Below are 2,906 nucleotides of genomic sequence, written 5' to 3'. Positions count from 1 at the left end.
CTCATGACCAGCATCTAATTTTACATAGTCTCCGGTTCTAACTTGCTTAGAAATAACTAAGTAAAAACCAGAAAACAAATTTGCGAGTGTGTCTTGAAGTGCCAAACCAACTGCTAAACCGCCAATACCTAAAGTGGTGACTATTGGCGTAATTTGAACACCCAGCGTTTGCAATATGATTAATGTTCCCAAAACTAAAACAGTAATCTTAGCAAGGTTAGAAATTAGTGATGTGGGAACCCCTTCTGTTCTGCGAATAAATAAATTAACAAACCCAGCCGCCAATCTTGCTAAGACTATCGTTACCGAATACAGCAATGCGATCGTCAGAATTTTTTGTAGTACGATCGCAATATCTGGTTTCAGGGGTGCGCTGAGAATTGCCCAAAAAAAACCGCCAATGACAAACCAAATAAAAGTCATGCGGTGCAGAGAGCGAAATATAATATTACCCCCGGCAATTCGTTTATTATTAACGAATGTTTCTAGTTTTTTGAAGATAACTTTTTCACCAATTATCCCAGCTAGTAAGCCAGCTAGAATAAACGCTACCGGTGCAATCCATTCCATCATATCAATTTTAAATTTGGAGTTTTAGATTTACGAGAACAGCATTTTTGCTGTGTTTATGGCTAAATTTTACCTTGTTGTCGGATTAGCTGCTTGATATTTTCTTTCCTTATGGACTTGCCAATTATCTACCACCCAGATTACGTTGCTCCTCTACCTGAAGGACATCGTTTCCCGATGCCTAAATTCCGACAACTCTATGAATTGCTGTTAGCTGATGGTGTAGCGAATCAAGAACAATTTCACACCCCCGAACATCCACCGCCAGAATTGATAGAGTTAGTCCATACCCCAAGTTACGTTCAAGCTTACTGTGAAGGAACCCTAGATGCCAAAGCACAGCGTCGCATAGGTTTGCCTTGGAGTCCAGCATTAGCGAATCGTACCTGTGTAGCGGTAGGTGGTACAATACTCACTGCTAAACTGGCACTAAGTCAAGGTTTAGCTTGTAATACTGCTGGTGGAACTCATCATGCCTTTCCTAGTTATGGGTCTGGTTTTTGTATTTTCAACGATTTAGCGATCGCCTGTCGCGTTTTACAAAAATTCGGACTCGTCCAAAAAATCCTAATTGTGGATTTGGATGTCCATCAAGGAGACGGCACAGCTTTTATCTTCCAAGACGACGACAGCGTTTTTACTTTCTCCATGCACTGCGAAGTCAATTTCCCCGGTACTAAACAAAACAGCGATTTGGATGTTCCTTTGCCTATGGGAATGGAGGATGATGCTTATTTACAAACTTTGGCAAAGTACCTACCAGATTTATTATCTAAAGTCAAGCCAGACTTAGTATTTTATGATGCAGGTGTTGACCCTCATATAGGCGATCGCTTGGGCAAATTAGCCCTTACAGATGCTGGGATTTTTCGCCGAGAAATGCAGGTTTTGAGTACTTGCATGAATAGCGGTTATCCCGTCGCCTGCGTCATTGGCGGCGGTTATGCTGATGATATGAAATCTTTAGTATGGCGGCATTCCCTGTTGCATCGGGCCGCTAGCGAAGTTTACCATCATTACAAACTATAGTTATTTAATGGGTAATACTAGCCAAAATCGTAGAGTATTACCAAATTTAATTTGTACCAAATGGGACTAAAATCAACTTTGCGTTCCTCTGCGCGACGGCAGTCGCTACAACGGGGGGAACCCCCGCAACGCGCTGCCTCCCCTCTGCGTTTAAAGTTAAACCCTCAATTGTCCTTGAAAATTTTGTTGGCAAAGGCAGTACTGGATGAACAACGGCAAACTCAGAATATACGAACTAGCAAAAGAATTAAATTTGGATAGCAAGAAGCTATTATTAATTTGCGGCAAGCTCAACATACTAGTCAAAGGTCATACCAGTACAATCTCAGAATCCGATGCAGAACGTATTCGTGCAATAGCAAATAAACTAACAGCAAAATCCTCGAAAACTAAAACAACCTCTGAAGATTGGGGCTATACGTTTATAGCTTCAGCAATTGATAGCTTTATCCGCCATCTTGAAGGTGAGGCTGCCTTGAAATCATATTCCGATTTTAGGGAGCGGCGCGATCGCGCCAATCAGTTAATGTTGGAATGTGTTGGTAAAAAGCCCTCCCTATTTTATGTGCGTCGCAAAGGCGCGGGGAAAGAAGCAAGAGAAGAAATTTGGGATTTAACAATAGCGACAGACAGCGATGATTTTCCATTACCTGCAAGACTTGAGAAGCTGAGAAAAACATTAGGATTTAGAGCGGCTGTACCAAAAGATGGACGCGACGGGATAAAAATACTTTCGGCTCAGTTGTTACAACCCTCACGGGGACACGCCGATAGCTATGCTATACCCTGTCGCTTGCGTTTGCTACCTAATCATCAGTATCATCTCGACATTGCGCCTGCAACATTGAAACGCATCGCCGCCGCGCCAGTTTGTGGCGAAAATGTGCCCACAGAAGATCAGCTTAAGGCTTGGAAAGCGTTTTTGCAAATTGAGGAAAAAATTGCGAAAGCGCGTCAATTTTGCGTGCGTTATGTAAGTCATAACTATAACTTCAAAAGACGAATCAGTTTTGAAATTGATGTAGCCTCAGCCACCCTTGACGGCTTTTATCAAAATTCCCTCGAAGTAGAAAACTTTTGGGAACGAGCAAGACGCACAAAAAATGAAGATTTAAAGCTTTTTGAAACTGCTCCTGTCGGCAAAAATTGGATTAGCGGCCGTCAATTAGGGACTGTTGAAGAAGTTGACCCCAACCGTTGTATTATCAGCCTCAGATTAGAACGCGACTTAGCTGAATTTATGGCAACAGAGCGTTATAAGTTGCCAGATACAGGATTTTTATGTTTTGAGGCAGTTGGTGACATCC

The 2,906-nt window shown here is 42.2% G+C and carries 3 protein-coding genes; 2 read left to right on the top strand and 1 reads right to left on the bottom strand.

Annotation, left to right across the window (positions count from 1 at the left end; genetic code table 11):
• Positions 1–573: mechanosensitive ion channel family protein (locus IQ229_RS21970; RefSeq protein WP_194047371.1), on the bottom strand; the 573-nt coding region annotated here is incomplete at its 3' end.
• Positions 574–681: 108 nt separating this feature from the next.
• On the opposite strand from IQ229_RS21970, the gene IQ229_RS21965 reads away from it, so the two are divergent.
• Entirely contained in the window at positions 682–1,599 is a 918-nt protein-coding gene (locus IQ229_RS21965; RefSeq protein ID WP_194047368.1) for a histone deacetylase family protein, read from the top strand.
• A 205-nt stretch (positions 1,600–1,804) separates the two neighbouring features.
• The coding region (locus IQ229_RS24335) for a translation initiation factor IF-2 N-terminal domain-containing protein (protein WP_228013647.1) at positions 1,805–2,906 on the top strand (1,102 nt) is incomplete at its 3' end.

Origin of the sequence: Nostoc cf. edaphicum LEGE 07299 (genome assembly GCF_015207245.1) — a bacterium.
Classification (GTDB): domain Bacteria; phylum Cyanobacteriota; class Cyanobacteriia; order Cyanobacteriales; family Nostocaceae; genus Nostoc; species Nostoc edaphicum_B.
The sequence above is the reverse complement of the archived record's forward strand: the minus strand, read 5'-3'. Positions and strand labels throughout refer to the sequence as shown.